A 20,126-nucleotide genomic window follows, 5' to 3' on the forward strand; every position below is an offset into this window, starting at 1 on the left:
ATGCGGCTGCAGTAAAAGCTGGTGATACGGTAGACATTGGTACGGTTGCAGGTGAAACCAACCTGAAAGTGACCAAGACCGGCAATACGATTCAGTATGGCTTAAACCGTGATCTGAATATTGACAGTGTAACGGCAGGGGACAGCAAGCTGGATACGAATGGTTTAACCATCGCTGGTGGACCAAGTGTGACCAAGACTGGTATTGATGCTGCAGGCAACACAATCAGTAACGTAGCAGCAGGCACCAATGCTACCGATGCAGTAAACAAAGGCCAGCTTGATGCATTAAGTACGTCAAGCAACAACAAGACTGATGCCTTGGGCAACAGCACAGCCAACAATCTGGGTGGTGGCGCAAGCTATGACAGCACTACAGGTGCAGTAAGCTCACCGACCTATACTGTGAATGGCAACAACGTCAATAACGTGGGCGATGCGATCACTGCATTAGACAAAGGCTGGACTTTACAAAGCAATGGTACCAATGCAGCTGCAGTAAAAGCTGGTGATACGGTAGACATTGGTACGGTTGCAGGTGAAACCAACCTGAACGTAACCAAGACCGGCAATACGATTCAGTATGGCTTAAACCGTGATCTGAATATTGACAGTGTAACGGCAGGGGACAGCAAGCTGGATACGAATGGTTTAACCATTGCAGGTGGACCAAGTGTGACTAAGACTGGTATTGATGCTGCAGGCAACACAATCAGTAACGTAGCAGCAGGCACCAATGCTACCGATGCAGTAAACAAAGGCCAGCTTGATCATGTAGATAATCGTGTAACACAGGTTACAAATACAACTGCAAGTATCTTTGGTGGTGGTGCTAAAGCTAATACAGATGGTTCAATTTCTAACCCGACTTATAATGTTGCAGGTACAAGTGCAAACAATGTTGGTGATGCTTTAACAGCACTTGATAAAGCAGTTACTGATGCAGGTACGGCAGCGAATGCAGGCTGGACAGTTTCAGCCAATGGTGATGCTGCGACTGCTAAAAAGATCAAACCAAATGGTAAAGTGAATTTTACTGGCGATGACAACTTAACTGTTGCTCAAAGCAGCGAAACTGATAATGAAGGTAATATCAAGGTCGCGCTGAACAAAAACTTGAAGGTTGATAGTGTTACGACTGGTAATACCGTTATCGATACGACTGGAGTAAAAGTTGGTGATAACGTCCAGTTAGGATCAACAGGCTTAATCATTGCTGGCGGTCCGAGTATCACTACTTCTGGAATTAGTGCTGGTAATAAAAAGATAAGTAATGTAGCCGCAGGTGTTTCTTCTACAGATGCGGTAAACAAAGGACAACTGGATAGCGCAATAAGTAGCATAAAAAATAATGTTGGTGCTCTTGCTAATAGTGCTGTGCAGTACGATAAAAATAGTGATGGATCAGTTAACAAAGACTCTATTACTTTAGCTGGCGGTGCTAATGGTACAACCATTAAAAATGTAGCAAATGGTACTGTAGCAGAAGGTTCTAAAGATGCTGTTAATGGAGGCCAGTTATGGACTGTTCAACAACAGGTCAATAAAAATACGGGCGATATTTCGAATCTTCAGACTGACATCAGCAATATTAACAATGGTAAATCAGGTTTAGTTCAGCAAGCTGATAAAGATGCAGCGATTACTGTTGGTAAAGATACTGGTGGTACTCAGGTTAATGTTGCTGGAACAGCAGGTGAGCGTACTGTGACTGGTGTTAAAGCGGGAGCAGTTACAGAGTCTTCAAAAGATGCAGTAAATGGTTCTCAACTTAATACAACAAATCAAGCACTTGTAAACTACTTAGGTGGTGGAGCAGGTTATGACAATATTACCCAAAGCTTCTCAAATCCAACATATAACGTAGGTGATCAGTCTTACCACAATGTTGGTGATGCGATAGGTGCATTGAATCAAGCTGACCAAACATTAAATACCAAAATTGATAATGTAAGTAATAAGCTTGAACAAGCATTCTATGCAACAAACCAACGTATTGATGATGTTGAGAAAAGAGCGAATGCTGGTATTGCTGCCGCGATGGCTTTAGAAAATGCGCCATTTGTTGCGGGTAAATACACCTATGCTGTTGGGGCTGCTTATCATGGTGGTGAAAATGCTGTCGGTGTGACCTTACGTAAAACTGCTGATAATGGACGTTGGTCACTGACTGGTGGTGTAGCTGCAGCTTCTCAAGGTGATCCAAGTGTTCGTATCGGTATTAGTGGTGTAATTGACTAATTTGACTAGGCGAGGAAGGCAAGGTCTTCCTCATTCTCCATTTCGAGAGTAAAAGTATGAAAAATACAGTTAAGGCGTTATTTATTGCTGTTCTTTCTGGCCTGGCAATGGTTGGTTATGCACAAGAAGAAGCAATATATCAAAGAAATGTCACGTTTCCTAAAGTATCAGATAGCTATCTTAAGCAAGTAAAACGTTATGAATACCAAGATGTTGCTCGTTTAGATACAGGACTAAATAAAGATCAAATTCGAGCTTTACTAGGCAATCCACAATTTAGTGAAGGGCTTTTTGCAGTAAAAGTTTGGAACTATGTGCTAGATATCCGTGTTCCCAACACACACCAGTACCAGCGTTGCCAGTTGCGTATTGATTTTGATAAGCACTATTTAGCAGAACGTTTATCTTGGAAGGGTGAAGCGTGTGAAGGTTTAGTTGTTTTGGGAGAAAATAATCAGGCACCAGCACATAGCACTGTGATTGCAGATCGTATAGCGAGTGTCCTATTTGCTTTTGACCGATTTGATGCGAGTGCGATTGAAGAAGGTACTAATAGCGTTGTGAAAATTGCTGAGCAAATTAAGAAAAGTCCAACAATAACTCCAATTATTGTTTCTGGATTCACAGATCCATTGGGTAAGTTTAGTTATAACCAAGAGTTATCATCTAAACGAGCGAATACGGTTGCCAAGTTACTGGTACAACAAGGTGTTGATGCAAGCCGTATACAAATACAGGCGAATAGCCAGACCGACATATACAAGCAGTGTAGTAGTAACAATAGTTCACAACTTATTCAATGTTTAGCGCCAAATAGACGTGTTAATATAAGTTGGTAAAACGGTCTGTCACGGCAAAGTAACCATCCTTAGGGTGGTTACTTTTTCGTTTTTAAGGAGCTAAAAAAGTAAAAGGATATATTGGAGATTTTATAAATTTTATATAAAAATCATCTTTTAAAATAATAAAAGTGCTGTGGAGTCAGTAAACCATCTAATGGTTGATCCCAACTTTGACGTTCTAAAGTGTGTTCAATAAATTGAAATTGATGTGCCAATCCTAAACGGTAAGGTTTATGCTTAGCACTTGCTAATGTACGATCATAATAACCACCACCCATACCAATACGTGTCCCATAGTGATCGCAAGCTAAAAGTGGCATAAGTAGCAAATCAAGCTGTGCTACATGTTTTCCGCGAGTCGCCATAGGTTCTTTCATTCCCAATGGGTGATGAGAAAAACGACGACTTAAATATTGGTTTTTATTTATTTTTATCCATACTAAACGTTGGTTCATCGAACAAATCATGGGTAAATAAACTTGTTTGTTCTTTTTAAAACATAATTTGATAACAAGATCGGTATGGATTTCACCAAAAGCATGCAGATATAAACCGATTTTTTTTGATGAATGAAAAATAGGAAGGTGATTTAGGTAATGTAAAACATTAAGCTGAGCCTGTTTTTGCTCAAATTGGTTTAAAGCTCGTCTTCTAAATCTTAAATTTTTTCTAATAAAACTTAATTCATTCATGGAGAAATCTAACAAAGATTTGCGGACAGTCGAGCAAAATTATACCTACTTTTCTATGGTTTCACCGAAATTTAAAAATTATTAAAAAGCAGTCTTCTAATGTATTAGACCAAGTAAAAATAGTTTTGTTGTTAGGAGAAGCTATCTACATATAATTTTTTCTTTTTTACGTATTTACAGTATTTATTTACATTTAATCAGGATAAGTATATTTAAAGATGAATATGAAAATGTGAAATCTATGAAGTTAAAATTTTTAACAATGATGTTATGTGTGGCATTGCTCAGCGCATGTACGAAACAGGCAGAATCTGAGGCACCTCAAATTGATTATAAAGCTCAATTTGAAGAGTCGGACCGAAAAATTGGTGAATTTTTAGATCAGTTAGATAATCCAAATACCCCTCAAGAAGTTAAAGTTAAAATTTTATGTCATGACTATCCTGAGGTGTATAAAAAACAATACATGCCTGCATTAATAAAAGTTTCACCAAAACCGTACACTGAAGAAAAATTATTGTCAGATTTGAAAAGTGCAACTGACTACTATAAAGGGACTTTGGGGATAAAATGTAATGAATAATATTTGAATTAAATCACGATAAAATTTAAAAGTGTGAATTGATTGGTATTATTTAGTTGTGCTAAATTTCTTCTGTTAATTACTTCAACTTTTCTCTGGATTTGAAATGCAGATCTTAAAATTTTTACAGAGTTTTAATACAGTCGGCACCTATTTAACACTTGCTTCCATCTTGCTTGTGGTCATGATCATTTATTTTTATGTAATTAATCCTGCATGAACATTTTGAAAGGAATAGGTCTTCTCATCTATTACTTTTTTAAGAACGGAAGATGAATAATAGGATAGGGATATGAAATTTAAAATATTATTATTAAGTTTTATTGCCACTGGTTGCTATGCTAATGAAAGTACAGCTGATCCGGATATTTGTAATATCGTAAAAAAGGTCGCTTATAACGTGATGGAAGCACGACAGCAAAAAGTACCAGCACAAGATTTACAACAAATTGCCGATGGGCTAGCAGATGAAAAAGCCAAGCAGCTTTATCAAGACTTAATTAGCTCAGCTTATGCTGCCAAAGTATTTAAGACAAGTTTCTTTAAACGCCAAGCAATTGAAGATTTTCAAGCAGGGTGGTATGAGGAATGTTTACGTAGAAATGAATAATAATTAAAAAATAATGAGTATTTAATTTTTAAGAACAACTAATTAGTTAAGAGAATAAAAAAATAGACTGACAGGTCTGTCTAGGTGTTTTAATTTGAAAATAAAATTCGAATTTATAGGTATTTATTTAAAAATAAATGCTCCGAAGATGCCGCTGCATGTCGTTACCCTTGAACCCTAAAGTTCAAGGTGGAGGTGACGCATACTTGCTGGGTTTCCTACTCGGGGTAGGCATACGCTCTAAATATGCAGAACACCATCCTAAAGAGATGATATCGGCTCAGGGGAATCAGACCGGCTGGCGAACATCCCAGAGACAGCTTTAGTATAACTGATCTGACTTCGTTGGCAATCATCTGAGCCTATCGAACTGTAAACTTACTTTGCGTTTGATGAAGCTTTATGCGAATTGTTTACACTATTTGTTCAACATCTTCCAAAATAGTCTGGAGTAAACGTTCACAATGCGCATATTCTTGCAAAGATTTATTTAAACTTAATACTTCTTGAGTAAGCTGTAGAGCTACCATGATGACAAGTTTATTATGCTCAACACGAGGGGCACTACGACGCATATCATTGAATTTTTCATTGAGAAGCTCAGCTGCACGTTCAAGTTCTTCTCTTTTATCCGAAGTCGTTGCAAGCCTAAAAGTTTGTTCAATCAGCCGAAGCTCTACCATGACTTGTTCACTCATGATTGTGTCTCCTCACCAGCTTCAGCATTTGGATGAGCAAGTTGCTGAATTTCTTGCGCATGTTGATCTTGAGCAGTACCTAAAATTGCTAAACGTTGAATGATGGCTTCAACTTTTGCTTTGGCAAGTTCATTTTTTTGTAACAAACGGTCACGATCTTGCTGCAAGTCGTGTAACTCTTGTTGAGTTTGACGTTGCTGTGACTGAAGTTTTTCTTTGGTAACACGTAATTCATTACGCTCTGCCAAAATTTCCTGAAAACGATTTTTTAAATCGGTCGTACTTTTTTCTAGGCGGCTGTAACGCTCTGCAAGTGTGTTAGCATCTTGATTCAATTGTTGAAATTGGCCTTGTAACTGAGTGAGTTGCTCAGTTAATGTCTCAATTTCCTCTTGTTTTTTAGTGATGATGCTATTTTTTTGCACAACTTGTGCGTGATGCTCTGTTTCAGCCAGTTCTTTAGCTTCCGAGAGAGCAGAATTTTCACTCTCTAGATGATGTAAGCGTGTTTTTAAAACGCCAATATGCGCTTGTAGACGCTGTAATTGTTCTAACATAACGAGGTCGCACAGAATTGCAATCAAAGGTAATATATACGAAGTATAGAGATTGGATAAACGAATGCAAGACGATATTTCAGGCTGGACAGAATGGAACGCTCATTTTGAAGGAATTGAAGAAATTTCAAGCCCTAGTGAGTTACATGGTTTATTAACAGGTATTGTTTGTGTGACAGAAGCGCCTACGCGTGAAGAATGGACACAAATCTTAACAACTCTTAATGTGCCTGAGTTAAATGAAGAAGCTTTAGCTCTTTTAACAGATGAAGCAGAAGATGTAGCACATGCATTATCGGAAGATGAATTGGACTATTTACCAATGCTTCCAGATGATGAACATCTTCTTCAAGACCGTGTACAAGCGTTGTCAGATTGGTGTGCTGGCGTTGTGCTCGGTTTTGGTTTGGCATCGGGACATGTTCGTACAGATGAGCGTGAATTGATCGAACATTTGCAAGATGTTGCAGCAGTAGAATTTGAAGACTCTGATAACGACGAAGAAGGCGAAAGCAGTTACGAAGAATTGTATGAATTTGTACGCCTTATTCCAGTGAGCTTATCTATTGGTAGAAAGAAAGTAACAGTGGCTGAAAGTTCATTGTTGAAAAACTTTTATGCAAAAAGTAAAACTTCTACTGTAGGCACCGCAGATCAAAATATTGTAGAAATGTTTACACCACATCGCCCAAGTTAATTGAGGCGATGTGTTATTGGCTGTGTTTAATTTTTTGACTTTAAAATTCTAAATCAAGTAGATCATTATGAAATTGCCTCAAGCTGATTTTCAACATCGCAGAAACCGTCTAGCAGAAAAAATGGGTCCAAACAGCATTGCGATTATTGCAACGCGTGAGGAAATGTACCGTAATCGTGATGCGGATTATAAATTCCGTGCCGATAGTAGTTTTTTCTATTTGACGGGTTTTGCAGAGCCTGAGGCAGTTGCTGTCATTGAAACCTTTGATGACGTTACTGACTATAGCTATAGTCTTTTTTGCCGTGAACGTAATCATGAGATGGAAATCTGGAATGGTTATCGTGCGGGAATTGACGGCGCAATTGAAGAGTACGAAGCAGATGAAGCTTATGCAATTGATCTGCTTGATGAAGAAATTATTGAAAAATTATTAAATAAAGAGCGTCTTTATTATCGAATCGGACACAATGCTGCATTTGATGCCAGAGTAAGCCAATGGATCAAAAAAGCGAATGCCGAGCATCGTCATGAAGCCGCTCCAGCCCAGTTAGTTCAACTTGATCGCATTGTTGATGAAATGCGGTTAATTAAATCACCGCAAGAAATTGAGCTGATGCAAATTGCTTCAACAATTAGTGCTAAGGCACATACTCGTGCAATGCAAACTGTTCGCCCTGGCATGATGGAATATGCACTAGAAGCCGAGCTCAATTATATATTTGGGCAAAACGGCTGTGTGCCTTCTTACAACAGTATTGTTGGTGGCGGTGCCAATGCTTGTATTTTGCACTATGTTGAAAATAACCAAGCTCTTAAAGACGGTGATTTGGTCTTAATTGATGCTGCATGTGAATATGAGTTCTATGCATCGGATATTACCCGTACTTTTCCCGTAAACGGGAAATTTAGCCCTGAACAAAAAGCATTGTATGAGGTGGTATTGGCCTCTCAATATGCGGCGATTGATGCAGTACGTATAGGTAATTCATACCGTGAGCCTCATGAGGTTGCAGTCAAAATTTTAACGGAAGGCTTAGTTGATTTAGGTTTGCTCAAAGGTGAGGTGAGTGAGCTGATTGAAACCGAGGCATATCGTCAATTTTATATGCATGGTACAGGCCATTGGCTAGGTATGGATGTACATGATGTCGGTTCTTATAAAAAAGATGACGACTGGCGCCAATATGAAGAGGGCATGGTTGTTACTGTTGAACCCGGTTTATACATTGCACCAGATGACGAAACTGTAGATAAAAAATGGCGTGGTATTGGCATTCGTATTGAAGATGATGTAGTCGCGACCTCAAAAGGCCCACGAGTTTTAACGGCCGATGTGGTTAAAGATATTGCAGATATTGAACATTTAATGGCGCAAGCTAAAGCATAATTAAACGTATTCGCCAAAGGAGCAAAACTCGATGCAACAACAAGTGATTATTGTAGGTGGGGGTATGGTGGGTTTAAGCCTTTCCCTCATGCTGGCGAAGGCTAATATCGCGGTAAAGCTATTAGAAGCTGTGAAATACCCAAACTATGATGATCAAAATGTTGCCCCTTATCATTCCAGTTTTGATGCGCGAAATACGGCTTTATCACGTCGTAGCGTACAGATTTATCAGAAGTTAGGGTTATGGGATGCCTTACAACAGCATGCCACTCCAATTTTGCAAGTTCACATTACTGAGCAAGGCAGTTTTGGTAAAGCTCGTTTAGTTGCAGAACAAGAAAAAGTGGAAAGCTTTGGGCAAGTCATTGAAAATGCTTGGCTTGGTCGTGTTTTATTAACTCAAGTACGCCAACAACCGTTGATTGAACTGATTGATGGCGTACAAGTGACTGCTTTAACTCAAGACGCTGAACAGGTACATATCGAAGCTCAGCGTGGTGATGAACTTTTAAAGCTTGAGTCAAAATTATTAATTGCAGCAGATGGGCGAGATTCTTTCTGTCGTCAAGCAATTGGTGTTGGTGTCGATGTCCACGACTATGATCAGGTTGCGATCGTTACGACTGTTCAGACTTCAAAACCGCATGAGCATGTAGGATTTGAGCGTTTTAGTGCATTAGGGCCTTTAGCTTTGTTGCCATTACCGGGTGAATACCGTCGCTCAGTGGTATGGCCTGTTAAAAAAGGCACTGAAGGTGAGTGGTTGGGCGAAGAAAATGACCAACACTTTTTAGATGCTTTGCAAAAAACTTATGGTGACAGAGCAGGTAAATTTGAAAAAACGGGTAAACGCTTTAGTTATCCGCTTTCACAAGTGCTTGCGCATAAACAAGCGGTTGGACGCGTTATTTTAATGGGGAATGCAGCGCATACAATCCATCCTGTTGCTGGGCAAGGTTTTAATTTATGTCTGCGTGATGCAGATGTATTGTTGCGTTATTTAGTGAACCAGTTAAGCGCATCTGATGATATTGGTAACCCAGATAATTTGCTTGCCTATGAACAAGCCCGTTTATCTGACCAGCAGCGAGTAATTAAATTCTGCGATACCGTAGTTCGGGGCTTTAGTAACCAAAACCCATTATTAAAATTAATCCGTAATACGGGATTAATTGCATTTGATGTCATTCCGGGTGTGAAGCCACTGGTAGCAAACTATGCAATGGGGTTAAAAGCATGAGTGAAGTGTTAGATGTCGTCATTGTTGGTGGTGGACTAGTTGGTGGCTTAACTGCTTTATTACTTGCACAAGGTGGTGTACAGCCTACCGTGCTTGATGCTGCCCCTGTACTTGATGTTGAAAAAACATTAAGCGTGATGAATCCACGTGTTTTAGCACTTAGCCAAGCGACGATTCATTTACTTAAAACAGTCAATGTTTGGGATGATCTGGCACGTCAAATGCCTTATACAGGCATGCAAGTGTGGAACTTAAATGGCTATGGTGAAATTAATTTTGGCCATGAGTCTGTACAAAGACCAATGCCAGAGCAAGCCTTGGGTTCTATGGTTGAGCCAAGTGTATTGAATGTTGCTATTCAACAAAAAATGCTTGAGCAGTTAACAGATTATCGTACTCAAGTCCGCGTGACACGTATTGAACAAGGTGTTGGATGTTGGCATATTCAATTGGCAGATGGCGCGACACTTAAAACTAAACTGCTTATTGGTGCTGATGGCGCCAATTCATTTGTACGTGAGCAAGCCTTTATTGATCTAGATGTACTAGATTACAAACAAGCAGCGATTAGCTGTGCGATTAAAACGTCTAAGCCTCATCATTATGTTGCTCGGCAAATCTTTTTACCTACTGGACCTTTGGCATATTTGCCGATGGCGAGTCTTGAAGAAAGTGAAAATGGCTACTGGCAGTCCATTGTCTGGACACTGCCAGATGATTATGCCGATGAATATTCGGCTTTAAGTGATCGCGAGTTTATGCAGCTTTTAACTCGAGAAAGCCAACATATGTTGGGTGAAGTGTTAGATGTTCGTTCAAGAGCACAATTTCCATTAAAAGCGCGCGCTGCAAAACAATACGTTAAAGCTGGCCTAGCCCTAATCGGTGATGCAGCTCATGTGATTCATCCACTTGCTGGACAAGGGGTGAATATTGGTTGTTTAGATGCAGCGGTACTCTGTGATGCACTACTGCATGATTTAGGTCGTGGTGTATGGGCGCATGAACAAACCTTAATGCGTTATGAACACCGCCGTAAAGGACAGAATGATGCGATGATGCATAGTATGTCGGCAATTGGTTGGCTAGAAAGCAGTGAGCTATTTCCATTGATTTGGGCCCGGAATGTGGGACTCAAGCAAGTTGAACAAATTTCGTTCTTAAAAGAGCGTTTTATGCAACAAGCAAATGGTTTAGGGGCTTTACAAAACACCCAGTATAGTCGTTAAAATAATTACGAAGTTTATGCTCTACTGATCTAAATAAATATCAGTAGATATTTTTTAAACAATCATTTATATATCATTACCAATTCGGTCAGAAAAGATACGGATTTGACCAATTTGGCTCTTTGCTAAATGCAAAGAGATTGCTAAATTTCTGAGGTCTTGAAGACCATAGCGATGATGCAATACAAATCATTGTGGGGAGTGTAAAAATGACAGATATCAATGATTATGAAGATGCAGAAGATTCTGCTGTAGATGAAGATGAAGCCAAAGCGGCTGAAAGTGGCGCAGCTGATGAAGAAGCAGGCAACTTAACTGATGCCGATCTTGCAGAAGCAGAAACGCTTACTGTAACTGCGAAACAAAAACAACGCCAAGCGTTGGAAGATGAAGTCGCTGCGTTTTTAGCTCGTGGCGGAAGAATCACAGAAGTTCCACCAGATGAACATAGCGATCGTTAATATTAAAAAAGCATCACTTGAGTGATGCTTTTTTATTGCCCGTTTTATGATGATTTAAAGATGGTTTTGTAGTTCTTTTAAAATGCCGCATTCATCTACTGTACGGTCGGTAGAGCAGTGTTGTTTTAAATCGATTAGGGTTTCTTTTAAAAGCAATAGACGTTCAATCTTTTCCGATACTTCTATCAAGTATTTATTCACCAAATTATCAACTTCCGTACAAGCCCGTTTCGGCTGAGCTTTCATTTCTTTTAGCGTTTTAATATCACTGAGAGAAATATCTAATTCACGGCAATGTTTAATAAATAATAGGTCTGCGAGTGTTTGATCTGTGTAAACACGATAATTATTTTCTGAGCGCTGAATGCGGTCCAGCACACCTACTTTTTCGTAATAACGAATAGTATCGATCGGGACATCCGCTTTTTTTGATAATTGACCAATAGAAAGACTCATAAGACTTGACTCTGGAGCTACTCAAGGGTTTTTAATCACTATAAAAGAGTTTTTGAGGAAATAAAATGGCTGGATGTGGATGTGCTTCAACCTGCTCTCCTACAAAGAAAGCAAGCCCGCGCTTTAGAAAAGCCTTATGGATTGCTCTTGTAATTAATGCACTCATGTTTGTCGTTGAAATAGTCGGTGGTTATAAAGCCCAATCTGTTTCATTATGGGCAGATGCATTAGATTTTGCCGGAGATGCTGCAAATTATGCTCTGTCTTTAGTCGTGCTTTCGATGAGCCTTTACTGGCGTGCAACCGCAGCACTTGTTAAGGGTATAACGATGGCCGCTTTTGGGTTCTTCGTTATTGCAAAAGTCGTTTGGTCATTTTTTCATGGCGTTTCACCTGAACCGATGGTCATGGGGACAATTGGGGTAATCGCTTTAATTGCTAACGTTTCTGTGGCTTTAATGCTTTATGCATACCGCGATGGCGATGCCAATATGCGCTCTGTCTGGTTGTGTAGTCGAAATGACTCTATCGCTAACATTGCTGTTGTTTTGGCTGCTGTAGGCGTGTTTGGAACAGGCACTATATTTCCGGATTTATTCGTAGCCTTTGTTATTGCATATTTAGGTGTATCTTCGGGTTACGCTGTGATTAAGCAATCATTACAAGAAAGAAAACAATCAAAGTTAATGTTGGGTTCAGAAGCTTAATCTTGATTGCATAAAAAAGTACCATGCTTACATGGTACTTTTTTGTTTTTGAATGCATTAGATGAGAAGTGATATTGCGATACTCCACATAACGCAACCAATCATGAAATCTAAAATTTTCCAAGCTTTTGGATTGATAAATAATGGTTTTAGAAATCTTGCACCATAACCTAGACTGAAAAAGAAGATCCAAGAGGCAAGAATGCTGCCTAAGGCAAAACTGATTTTATCTTCTAGCTGTGTCGCAACCGAACCAATCAGTACAATGGTATCTAAATAGACATGCGGATTCAGCCAAGTAAAGGCAAGACAGGTTATAAGTGCTTGGGTTAAAGTCTGCTTTTGGCTGCTATCAAGTTCCATGCCTTGGTTAGTTTTAAACGCGGCATAGAAGGCTTTTGCACCGTAGACGAATAAGAACGTTGCCCCTAAATATTTAGCGACTGTGATTAAGATGGGTGATGCTGTCATAATTTCGGCAAAACCTAATACACCACAGGCGATTAAAATTGAATCGGACAGGGCACAAATTAAACATAGCCAAAATACATATTGCTGTTTAAGACCTTGTTTTAGAACAAAAGCATTTTGGGCACCAATTGCTACAATTAGGCCGCTACCAATACCTAAACCTTTAAAAAACACACTCAGAGAAAGCATAACCATTAAGCAGAAACAAATCAGATGGGGGAATTATCTGACTTTTTATTAAGAAATAAGTAAAATTAAGAATATTTAGGTTTGGCTAAAAATAATTTAGGTTTTGTATGTTGGATAGTAAGCAGTGTGAAGCTTTTCTGGCGGTTGCAGAAGTCGGAAGTTTTGATGCAGCAGGAGAGCATTTATGTATAACTCCCTCTGCTGTATCACTACGTGTACAAGCCCTAGAAAAATATTTAGGGCAGATTTTAATAATACGTGGCCGTCCATGTGTGCTTACACAAGCAGGGCAAACTTTACTCCAGCATTTACGTCATACAAGGTTAATGGAGCAAAATCTATTACAGGGTTTAATGGGCAAATCATCCGACTCAGAATTTTATAAAATTGCGTTGGCTTCAAATGCAGACTCATTAGCAACTTGGCTTTTACCCAGTATTCAGCAAACACTTTTTAAAGAAAAAATAGTATTAGAACTAAAAATTGATGATCAATCTCACACGCATACTTTGCTAGAAACAGGTCAGGTCAATGCATGTATTACAGCAGAAGAGCAGGTGATGGCAGGCTGTTTAGCTCAGCCTCTTGGTAAAATGCGCTATAAAATGCTGGCATCGGCTGAGTTTGTAAATCGGTGGTTTAGTGGTGGAATTAACCGAGAAGTTTTAAGAAAAACACCGGCGGTTATTTTTAACCATAAAGATTTAATGCATTCAGAGGTTTTATTAAAAGGATACGGTTTACCAATGCAGAGTTATCCTTATAGTTTTATTCCGGCGACAGATGCTTTTGTTAAAGCAATTCAACTAGGTTTAGGCTATGGCATGGTGCCTGAACTTCAGGTTCAACCATTACTCGAAAATGGAACACTTGTTGATATTATGCCTGAGGCTCAACTTGATGTTCCTTTATATTGGCATCACTGGAAAAGACAGTCGAAACAACTTGATGTACTGACCGAGACCATTGTTGAATCAGCAAAACAGATATTGAGATAATTTTAGATCTTGGTTTTTAAATGGCGATTTGAAATGTGTTGAATATAAAACTCTATATCTTGTACTGAGTAACCTAAAAGTTGTCCGATTCTACGGTCGAGTTCTAGGCGCTCTTCAAGTTGAGTTGCTTTTAATGACCTTTCAATACATAACATGAGTTCATTCAAATCTGCTAAAGACGCATCTTTATAGATCAACATAATTGAAAAGGGGAGAGACAGAGAAGTTTCAATGTCTTTACTGATCATAGACAAAGACCCTTGTTCAAGATGCTTTATAAATTCAATGGGTAATAACTCATAAAAATAAGCGATAGGTTTTTTGCCTGAAAGTAATAATTCTAGTTCTTGTCCTTCATGCGGGCCAAGTTTTCCAAGTGATTCAGTCATATCAATACTCTTATTTTTTTATCTTTAATATTGTTATGCAAAATTTATGCGAGGTGATGACATAGGCGTTGGTCATCACCGTTTAGTTAATAAATTAAGATTGTGTTAACTCAAGCGCACGTTGATAAGCGACTTTTTTCTTAATACCCGTTAAATCAGCAGCCAGTTGAGATGCTGCTTTAACTGATAAATCTTGAAGTAAGCGCTTTAAAAGTTCATCTAGTTTTTCTTGTTCCAGATCGGTTTTTTCTGGTGCACCGCCAACTACAAGAACAATTTCACCTTTTTCTTGGTTATGGTCATTTTCAATAAAACTAACCAAATCTTTTAAGGTCATTTTTTTGATTGTTTCAAATGTTTTGGTAATTTCACGCGCGAAGCCTACAGGGCGGTTTTCACCAAATACTTCAGCCATATTTTTTACGCATTCTAAAATACGATGTGGCGCTTCATAGAAAATTAAGGTTTGAGTTTCATTTTTAAGCTTTTCGAGTTGCGAAATACGTTGAGAAGCCTTTGATGGTAAAAAGCCTTCAAAACTAAAACGGTCACTTGGTAGGCCTACAGCACTTAAAGCAGCAATTGCAGCACATGCACCTGGTACAGGTACAACCCTAATACCATTTTCTTGAGCAGCACGGACCAGTTTAAACCCAGGGTCACTAATAAGTGGTGTGCCTGCATCACTAATCAAAGCAATATTTTCACCAGCAAGTAGCTTTTGAACTAACTGCTCAATTTTGTTGCTTTCATTATGGTCGTGGCATGCGGTAAGTGGGGTAGATATATTATAGTGTTTGAATAATTGAGCTGATTGGCGTGTATCTTCGGCAGCCACAATAGAAACTGATTTTAAGATATCAATTGCACGGAAAGTCATATCATCTAAGTGCCCGATTGGGGTGGCTACAACAAATAACTGAGCACTCATTTGGTTTTTACTCCGTACAGATAAACAATTTTAATGGGTTAGTGTACCCGAAATTATGTTTTTGGCGTGAACAATGTCAGTAGGCTTTTTATTTTTCGAAACATCTGCTTTTGATTTGTTCAATTCAAAAATAAAAAGGCATAGAACCGGCATTAACAGTATTTACATTTTTAATTGGGGAAACAAAAAAATTATGTTAGTTGCACAGCAGTTGGGCCAATGGGCGGAACAAACAGCACTAAAACTTTTAAAAGAACAAAATTATGAATGGGTCGCCAGTAATTATCATTCACGCCGTGGAGAGGTCGATCTGATTGTAAAACGCGGTAACGAATTGATTTTTGTTGAGGTAAAAGCGCGAGGGCAGGGAAATTATGGTCAAGCTTGTGAAATGGTGACCTTGAGTAAACAGACAAAAATAATTAAGACGGCGATGAGGTTTTTACAGCGCTACCCATCTTATCAGGATTTTTATTGTCGTTTTGATGTGATTTGTTTTGATTTTCCACAGAAAATTGCAAAAACAGTACAGCAAGACTTTTCGAAATTCCATTATGATCTGCAATGGATCGAAAATGCATTTACTTTGGATTAAGAGTTCATTACTCTTTTGAGCAAATTAAAGACCGATGTTTTATGATCAAGCCAAGAAGAGATTGATAGGAGTCTGGTGGAGTGTTGAAACGTATTGCTGTAACAGCGCTTTGTGTCGCAAGTTTGTCAGGTTGCGCAAGTTTTATTTCTGGTGGAACAGGTACAGCTCCAGTTGGAACAGATAGTGGTGTACGTAGCTTAGGCCAAGTATTTATTGATTCTTCAATTAAGCGTACAGCGAATATTAACCTCTATAAGCTTGATCAGCGTTTTAAACAATCTCGTATTAACATCGAAAGCTTCCATAGCACAGTATTGTTAACTGGACAGGTGCCAGACCCATACTTAAAACAGTTGGCAGAAGACAACGTTAAAGCCATGAGTGATGTGAAAGCCGTACATAACTATATTACGGTGGGTAACAAAGTAAGCTATAACACGATCATGCAAGATGCTGGGGTAACCGCAAATACACGTGCTTTATTAATGAAAGCGCCAGTAGTATCGGACAGTAAAGTACTGGTCCATACCGAAGATGGTGTTTTATATGTGATGGGTCGTTTAAACACAGCTGAAATTAATGACTTAAACAATGTGCTTCAAAATGTCGGTAACGTGACTAAGATTGTAACGCTCATTGATAATATTGATTTAGCGCCTGCTCCGGCAGCGAGTACTGCCAGTGCAACAACTACACCAGTAATTAATAACGTTCTTGCTCAACCAACAGTTCAAACTCCTGTTGCAATTGATCCGGACCAAACAGATCCAGCATCTTCTGCACAATAAAATATGAACCTGATTGAACAATTACAAAGCAAAATTGAGCAGGCGAGAACTCTTTATAAAGAGTTCCGTCTGTATGATTTGGGGAGCTTTGCTTTAAACCATTTTACACCAAAAGATGGTTTTGAGCAGGTTTTAAATGTGCGTTATGGCTTAAAGCCTCGCCATCGTCTAGATATTTATCGTTCTACTAAGCGCTTAGCTCATCGACCACTCATTGTTTTTGTACATGGTGGTGCTTGGCAACATGGTAATAAACGAGACTATTTATTTGTGGGTGAAGCGTTTACGAAAGAAGGTTATGACGTTGCTGTCATTAACTATCAGCTCGCACCAAAGAATATTTTTCCAAGTTATGTAGATGACTTAACACAAGCGTTAAACTATTTACACCAGAACCAAGAAAAATTGGAAATCTCGACAGAGAATATTGTGCTTATGGGACATTCGGCAGGTGCATTTAATGTGATGTCTGCTGTTTATCATCCAAAGCCAAATACAATTCAATGTTTAGGTAATATTAAAGCAATTTTTGGTTTGGCAGGTCCTTATCATTTTGATTATAAAGGTGATCCGCTTGCCGAAGATGCTTTTGATCAAAGCATTTCTTATAAAGAAGTGATGCCATATTATTTTGTAAATCAAAATCATATTAAGCATTATCTGCTCATGGCTGAAAATGATCAGCTTGTAAAAAAAGAAAATACCTTTGATCTTGATCAGGCACTTAGACAAAGCGGAAATCACAGTCATATCGCTGTGATTCCTAAAACAGGTCATATTACAATTTTGGCGAGTTTATCGAGTTTTGTAAGTCATTACTTCCGAACTAAACGGACCATTTTGCACTTTCTGGATGAAGTATTCTAAAACATCTGTTTGAGAGCGCAGATTACTTCGCTTGAGTAATCTGCGTAATCATTGCGTGTGCAATACTGCCTTTAAATGGAATTTCAGGTAGCTGATCAAATTTAAAGAACTGCGCATCGGCAATTTCATCTTCTTGCAAAGAAATTTCACCTGACTCATATTCAGCTCTAAATGCAATCATGAGATTGCTTGGAAAAGGCCAAGGTTGGCTTGACATATATTGGATATTTTTGAGTTTAAGCCCCACTTCTTCTAAAGCTTCGCGCTGAACAGCTTCTTCAAGCGTTTCCCCAACTTCTACAAATCCTGCGATCAAGCCATACATATTGGTTTTATTGTGAATAGATTTCGCCAATAAAATTTCATCATCGCCTTTAGTAATGATGGTGATAATACATGGGTTTACACGCGGATATTGGTGGTAGCGACAAGAAGGGCACACCATAGCATATTCTGTAGGGTGTACTTCGGTAGCATGCCCACAGTGGCTACAAAACTTGTGATTACGTCGCCATTCGAGCAACTGTACAGCACGACTTGCCTGTAAAAATTGTTCTTTTGACCAGTTGGAAATAAGTTGACGAATTGGAACGAGTTGCAGACCTTCCGGAATGGCTTCTTCACTCAACAGGTCACGTGCAATGACCTGTTCATCATGACTGAAAAGCAGATCACTTGCTAACTTTTCGACTTTGGGTAATTGAAGGTTTTGGTCAACCAATAATTGTTGATGATGAAAAATATAAGCAAGTGATAACTCAGACATTAAGCTGCCTTTTTTTGAAGTTGTTGACTACTTAGTAATGCTACATCAAACATGGATTGTAGAACAGGCTGTTTATTTTTTAAATTGTCAACTAACATATCTAGCCCAGCTAAAACGTTAAAAATACAGTGAATCTGATCATGATTGAAAGGCTGATTTTGATCGATTTGCTGTTGTACAAACTTGGCAGTTTCAAGTAAAGCATTTTGTTGAACTGTACTTCCTAAAAATTCAGCCGCGCCAGCCAACTCTTTTAAAGAGCCTGCAATTGCTTCAATATTTTGAGTTTGATCGTTGGCATAGAGAGTCAAACTTTGGCATACAAAATCGATTAAATTTTTGGTCTCATTCAATAATGTCTGATGTGCTTCATCTAAACGATCTAGAGAGATATTGGTATTGTTCACACGAATTTGTAGACGGTTAGATGAATAATGGCGCACCAAAATACCAATGGCATTCATGGCAGATAAAATGCTTTTCATCAACTGCTGAGCATAGTTTTCATTACTCAATATATTGATTTGGCTTAAACTGCTGGCTTGTTGAGAAAGCTCTGAAGCAGCCTCGTTTAAGTTGAGTAATTTAAAAGTATGAGCAAGCTGCATAAGATTGCTTTGTAGTTGATGAGCTTTTTCTGGTGACATGTTTTGGTAGTTATATTCAATATCATTACGAACTTTGTTCATTTCGCTTAAGATTAATTGACTTACCGTTTGCATGGTATCAAAGTCTGGACCATACAAGTGTTGGCTTAGTGCTTTAAGTTGAGTGTCGGTGAGAAACTCATGACCAATGTTTAACTGACTACGGATTTGCTGCGCAAGTTGGTCTTCTTGTCCAATCACAATACTCAGGATATCTGCTAGAGCAGTTAAGTTTGCTTCAAAGCCTTCAGGTGAAGCTAAAAATAAACTTATGGCATTTTCAAGGTTAATGAACACACGTAGGCGAGCATCATTTAAAACAAGTTCATCAATATGACTAAAGGCAGAGTTCACCAATTGCCAGTATTGCTGGCTTGGTTGACCTTGAGCCATGCTCACTAAATAACTGCCAATCAGTTTAAATGCTTGAAAGTCTCGAGCACTTTCAGTTTTATTTAAAAATTGATGTAGTGATAATTTATAAAGCTGATGGATAAACTGAGTTCTTTCATTAATAAGCACTTCGGGTAACGGTAACTCAAGTGAAACTGTTGAAAGCTTTGACGCAATCTGTTGTCCAGAAGAGGTTAGTGGCTTATTTAAGGCTTTTTCTAAATTATTTAAGGTGTCTAAAAGAAACTGAGGTACTTCGACTTCACGTAAACAGATGAACTCAATATAACGTTTAACCATGGTTGTGCCTTCACTTAAAGCAACAACGTCATCTGTATTGATGCGCTCTGGATTCGCCATAATCTTTTGCATCAACTCGGTTGAATATTGAGTGATTTTTGCCAAATACGGAATATCAATGAGACGTAAGACTTGAGTACATTGTTTAAATTGTTCTAATGCATCATCAATACCAAAAGGGAGAGCCTGTTCTTCAATTAAGGTACTTACAGCGCCTTCCACCAGTTTTATTGAATTATCAATTTCATTTTTAATGATGAGTAACGCTGTTGGATCAAATTGAATCGAATTATGCTCAGACATAAAAATTCCCCTTTGCAAAAAAATCAATTGTTATATTCGTCATGGCTCAATAGTTTGAGCTAAAAATCTATACGACTAATATAACTT

At 38.6% G+C, this 20,126-nt stretch carries 24 protein-coding genes and 1 other RNA gene; 15 read left to right on the forward strand and 10 right to left on the reverse strand.

All coding sequences use genetic code 11. The features are described 5' to 3' along the window. Both RFX69_RS07505 and RFX69_RS07510 read left to right on the forward strand, forming a co-directional pair. Positions 1–2,240 (forward strand): YadA-like family protein (locus tag RFX69_RS07505; RefSeq protein ID WP_309169083.1); only part of this gene is annotated, 2,240 nt, incomplete at its 5' end. A 56-nt stretch (positions 2,241–2,296) separates the two neighbouring features. Then, on the forward strand, positions 2,297–3,079 hold the full coding sequence (locus RFX69_RS07510; protein ID WP_289332716.1) for an OmpA family protein: 783 nt from the start codon (positions 2,297–2,299) through the stop codon (positions 3,077–3,079). 110 nt (positions 3,080–3,189) lie between these two features. Here RFX69_RS07510 and RFX69_RS07515 read toward each other — a convergent pair whose 3' ends face one another. After that, positions 3,190–3,774, reverse strand: coding sequence for a 5-formyltetrahydrofolate cyclo-ligase (locus RFX69_RS07515; RefSeq protein WP_032059638.1), 585 nt, complete (start codon positions 3,772–3,774; stop codon positions 3,190–3,192). A 241-nt stretch (positions 3,775–4,015) separates the two neighbouring features. Here RFX69_RS07515 and RFX69_RS07520 point away from each other — a divergent pair, with 241 nt between their 5' ends. The 3 genes from RFX69_RS07520 (at position 4,016) to RFX69_RS07530 (ending at position 4,967) form a co-directional block, all read left to right on the forward strand. Beyond that, the gene (locus tag RFX69_RS07520) at positions 4,016–4,357 is read left to right on the forward strand and encodes a hypothetical protein (protein WP_128202465.1); all 342 of its coding nucleotides are present in this window, start codon (positions 4,016–4,018) and stop codon (positions 4,355–4,357) included. Between the two features lie 106 nt (positions 4,358–4,463). After that, on the forward strand, positions 4,464–4,577 hold the full coding sequence (locus RFX69_RS07525; protein WP_001166305.1) for a hypothetical protein: 114 nt from the start codon (positions 4,464–4,466) through the stop codon (positions 4,575–4,577). A gap of 72 nt (positions 4,578–4,649) precedes the next feature. Then, positions 4,650–4,967, forward strand: a complete 318-nt coding sequence (locus RFX69_RS07530; protein WP_000669361.1) for a hypothetical protein — start codon at positions 4,650–4,652, stop codon at positions 4,965–4,967. 135 nt (positions 4,968–5,102) lie between these two features. On the opposite strand, the gene ssrS is transcribed toward RFX69_RS07530, so the two are convergent. The 3 genes from ssrS to RFX69_RS07545 all read right to left on the reverse strand — a co-directional run bounded on the left by ssrS (position 5,103) and on the right by RFX69_RS07545 (position 6,222). Beyond that, positions 5,103–5,287, reverse strand: a non-coding RNA gene (gene ssrS / locus RFX69_RS07535) — 6S RNA. Between the two features lie 93 nt (positions 5,288–5,380). Next, entirely contained in the window at positions 5,381–5,665 is a 285-nt protein-coding gene (locus tag RFX69_RS07540) for a cell division protein ZapA (protein ID WP_000003719.1), read from the reverse strand. Further along, positions 5,662–6,222 carry a hypothetical protein gene (locus RFX69_RS07545; RefSeq protein ID WP_000893185.1) on the reverse strand — a complete coding sequence of 187 codons (561 nt, stop codon included), beginning with the start codon at positions 6,220–6,222 and terminating at the stop codon, positions 5,662–5,664. The genes RFX69_RS07540 and RFX69_RS07545 overlap by 4 nt, the downstream gene beginning before the upstream one ends. Before the next feature lie 64 nt (positions 6,223–6,286). On the opposite strand from RFX69_RS07545, the gene RFX69_RS07550 reads away from it, so the two are divergent. The 5 genes from RFX69_RS07550 to RFX69_RS07570 all read left to right on the forward strand — a co-directional run bounded on the left by RFX69_RS07550 (position 6,287) and on the right by RFX69_RS07570 (position 11,239). Beyond that, positions 6,287–6,919 carry a UPF0149 family protein gene (locus RFX69_RS07550; protein WP_001150153.1) on the forward strand — a complete coding sequence of 211 codons (633 nt, stop codon included), beginning with the start codon at positions 6,287–6,289 and terminating at the stop codon, positions 6,917–6,919. A 67-nt stretch (positions 6,920–6,986) separates the two neighbouring features. Then, the gene (pepP, locus tag RFX69_RS07555) at positions 6,987–8,309 is read left to right on the forward strand and encodes a Xaa-Pro aminopeptidase (protein WP_289332700.1); all 1,323 of its coding nucleotides are present in this window, start codon (positions 6,987–6,989) and stop codon (positions 8,307–8,309) included. A 31-nt stretch (positions 8,310–8,340) separates the two neighbouring features. Further along, positions 8,341–9,549 carry an FAD-dependent monooxygenase gene (locus tag RFX69_RS07560; protein ID WP_001187367.1) on the forward strand — a complete coding sequence of 403 codons (1,209 nt, stop codon included), beginning with the start codon at positions 8,341–8,343 and terminating at the stop codon, positions 9,547–9,549. After that, positions 9,546–10,778, forward strand: a complete 1,233-nt coding sequence (locus RFX69_RS07565; protein ID WP_000005679.1) for an FAD-dependent monooxygenase — start codon at positions 9,546–9,548, stop codon at positions 10,776–10,778. Before RFX69_RS07560 ends, RFX69_RS07565 begins: the two co-directional genes overlap by 4 nt. Before the next feature lie 209 nt (positions 10,779–10,987). Continuing rightward, on the forward strand, positions 10,988–11,239 hold the full coding sequence (locus tag RFX69_RS07570) for a hypothetical protein (RefSeq protein ID WP_000129799.1): 252 nt from the start codon (positions 10,988–10,990) through the stop codon (positions 11,237–11,239). Positions 11,240–11,293: 54 nt separating this feature from the next. On the opposite strand, the gene RFX69_RS07575 is transcribed toward RFX69_RS07570, so the two are convergent. After that, the gene (locus RFX69_RS07575) at positions 11,294–11,695 is read right to left on the reverse strand and encodes a MerR family transcriptional regulator (protein WP_000058922.1); all 402 of its coding nucleotides are present in this window, start codon (positions 11,693–11,695) and stop codon (positions 11,294–11,296) included. A gap of 65 nt (positions 11,696–11,760) precedes the next feature. Between RFX69_RS07575 and RFX69_RS07580 the strand changes: the two genes are divergently transcribed. Continuing rightward, positions 11,761–12,402, forward strand: coding sequence for a cation transporter (locus RFX69_RS07580; protein WP_000896581.1), 642 nt, complete (start codon positions 11,761–11,763; stop codon positions 12,400–12,402). A 57-nt stretch (positions 12,403–12,459) separates the two neighbouring features. Here RFX69_RS07580 and RFX69_RS07585 read toward each other — a convergent pair whose 3' ends face one another. Continuing rightward, positions 12,460–13,062 (reverse strand): LysE/ArgO family amino acid transporter, encoded by a 603-nt coding sequence (locus RFX69_RS07585; RefSeq protein ID WP_000950251.1) that lies wholly within the window; start codon positions 13,060–13,062, stop codon positions 12,460–12,462. 107 nt (positions 13,063–13,169) lie between these two features. Between RFX69_RS07585 and RFX69_RS07590 the strand changes: the two genes are divergently transcribed. After that, positions 13,170–14,060: a LysR family transcriptional regulator ArgP gene (locus RFX69_RS07590; RefSeq protein WP_000887357.1), complete on the forward strand. Its 891-nt coding sequence runs from the start codon at positions 13,170–13,172 to the stop codon at positions 14,058–14,060. Between the two features lie 2 nt (positions 14,061–14,062). Here RFX69_RS07590 and RFX69_RS07595 read toward each other — a convergent pair whose 3' ends face one another. Together RFX69_RS07595 and rsmI are read right to left on the reverse strand one after the other, a co-directional pair. Beyond that, the gene (locus tag RFX69_RS07595) at positions 14,063–14,449 is read right to left on the reverse strand and encodes a hypothetical protein (protein ID WP_000140378.1); all 387 of its coding nucleotides are present in this window, start codon (positions 14,447–14,449) and stop codon (positions 14,063–14,065) included. 94 nt (positions 14,450–14,543) lie between these two features. Further along, positions 14,544–15,380: a 16S rRNA (cytidine(1402)-2'-O)-methyltransferase gene (gene rsmI / locus RFX69_RS07600; RefSeq protein WP_001275978.1), complete on the reverse strand. Its 837-nt coding sequence runs from the start codon at positions 15,378–15,380 to the stop codon at positions 14,544–14,546. A gap of 193 nt (positions 15,381–15,573) precedes the next feature. Between rsmI and RFX69_RS07605 the strand changes: the two genes are divergently transcribed. From RFX69_RS07605 to RFX69_RS07615, 3 genes are all read left to right on the forward strand, one after another. Further along, complete coding sequence (locus tag RFX69_RS07605; RefSeq protein WP_289332718.1) at positions 15,574–15,975, forward strand: YraN family protein; 402 nt, start codon at positions 15,574–15,576, stop codon at positions 15,973–15,975. 80 nt (positions 15,976–16,055) lie between these two features. Further along, positions 16,056–16,763, forward strand: a complete 708-nt coding sequence (locus RFX69_RS07610) for a BON domain-containing protein (RefSeq protein WP_000919363.1) — start codon at positions 16,056–16,058, stop codon at positions 16,761–16,763. A 3-nt stretch (positions 16,764–16,766) separates the two neighbouring features. Further along, entirely contained in the window at positions 16,767–17,630 is an 864-nt protein-coding gene (locus tag RFX69_RS07615) for an alpha/beta hydrolase (protein ID WP_272278318.1), read from the forward strand. A gap of 22 nt (positions 17,631–17,652) precedes the next feature. On the opposite strand, the gene nudC is transcribed toward RFX69_RS07615, so the two are convergent. Next, a complete protein-coding gene (gene nudC, locus RFX69_RS07620; RefSeq protein WP_109090627.1) occupies positions 17,653–18,396 on the reverse strand; it encodes an NAD(+) diphosphatase in 744 nt (247 codons plus the stop codon). Then, a complete protein-coding gene (locus RFX69_RS07625; protein WP_168650775.1) occupies positions 18,396–20,039 on the reverse strand; it encodes a chemotaxis protein in 1,644 nt (547 codons plus the stop codon). Before RFX69_RS07625 ends, nudC begins: the two co-directional genes overlap by 1 nt. Between the last annotated feature and the right edge of the window lie 87 nt (positions 20,040–20,126).

The sequence above is a fragment of the Acinetobacter sp. 148 genome (genome assembly GCF_031196675.1).
GTDB lineage: Bacteria > Pseudomonadota > Gammaproteobacteria > Pseudomonadales > Moraxellaceae > Acinetobacter > Acinetobacter baumannii.